This is a genomic window from Bacillus sp. 05T31, assembly GCF_056396725.1.
In genome coordinates this window covers 1-1,035 of the sequence record NZ_JBFTMA010001047.1, presented here as the reverse complement: position 1 = coordinate 1,035, position 1,035 = coordinate 1, and the positions used below count along the sequence as shown (strand labels likewise).

The 1,035-nt window shown below is 33.5% G+C and carries 3 protein-coding genes; all 3 read right to left on the bottom strand.

The window, feature by feature from the left end; genetic code table 11:
* Positions 1 to 122: hypothetical protein (locus AC1DJR_RS31195; protein ID WP_477004384.1), on the bottom strand; the 122-nt coding region annotated here is incomplete at its 3' end.
* Between the two features lies 1 nt (position 123).
* Positions 124 to 453 (bottom strand): urease subunit beta, encoded by a 330-nt coding sequence (locus tag AC1DJR_RS31190; protein WP_002128527.1) that lies wholly within the window; start codon positions 451 to 453, stop codon positions 124 to 126.
* Between the two features lie 14 nt (positions 454 to 467).
* Complete coding sequence (locus AC1DJR_RS31185) at positions 468 to 770, bottom strand: urease subunit gamma (RefSeq protein ID WP_001241327.1); 303 nt, start codon at positions 768 to 770, stop codon at positions 468 to 470.
* Positions 771 to 1,035: the final 265 nt, after the last annotated feature.

The following is a 1,035-nucleotide window of genomic DNA, read 5'->3' as shown; positions in this document are numbered from 1 at the left end:
CCATATACGGTGTAATTTCGATCAATATGTGCGAATAATTGTGTATCCGCTAAACGAATAGAATCTCCTGTAGTTGGACCATATAAATCAGCATATTGTTTACGTGACATCTTAAAACTCATGCTATCTCCCTCTTTTTTTATAAGATTCAATATCGCCATCCACTTTATTTTTAAATCCATATACTTCTTGCTTCCCTGAGTACGGAACTAATTCAATCGTTTTTTCATCCCCAGGCTCGAATCTTACCGCTGTACCCGCTGGAATATTTAAATGTTGTCCAATTGCTACACTACGATTGAACTTTAACGCCTCATTCACTTCATAAAAGTGGTAATGAGATCCAATTTGAATCGGTCTATCTCCCTGATTTAACACCTTAACTTTCGTTTCTTTTTTATTTCCATTACATACTATGTCTTCTTTCGCAAGGATATATTGCCCTGGAATCATAACATTCACTTCCTTTAATGAATTGGTTGATGAATAGTTACTAATTTTGTTCCATCAGGAAAAGTTGCCTCAACTTGAATATCTGATATCATGTCTGCAATACCATCCATAACATCTTCAGCACTTAAAATATTTTTTCCAAGCTCCATTAATTCCGCTACATTTTTACCATCTCTTGCTCCTTCCAAAATTTCATACGTAATAATAGCGATACTTTCTGGATAGTTTAACTTAAGCCCTCTCTCCTTTCGTCGATAAGCTAAATCAGCCGCAACAACTACCAGCAGTTTATCAATTTCTCTTGGAGTTAATCTCATTACAATCTTCCTTTCTAAAATATTTTAAAACTAAGAATATTCTAAAAACAAAAGATGTACTTCCAATGTCCTTTCCGTGTTTTCTCCATGTTTTTTTCTGCTAATCAAATAAAAAAAGACTAGAATTGATATTATCCCCTTTAGGTAGACAGTGTAAAAAGACCATGTACATACATGGATGTTACACTATTACTTGGAGGGGATTTTTCATGACTAAAAAAGGCTTAACTTTTAATATATATTCAGAAGAATTAAAGTTATCAGC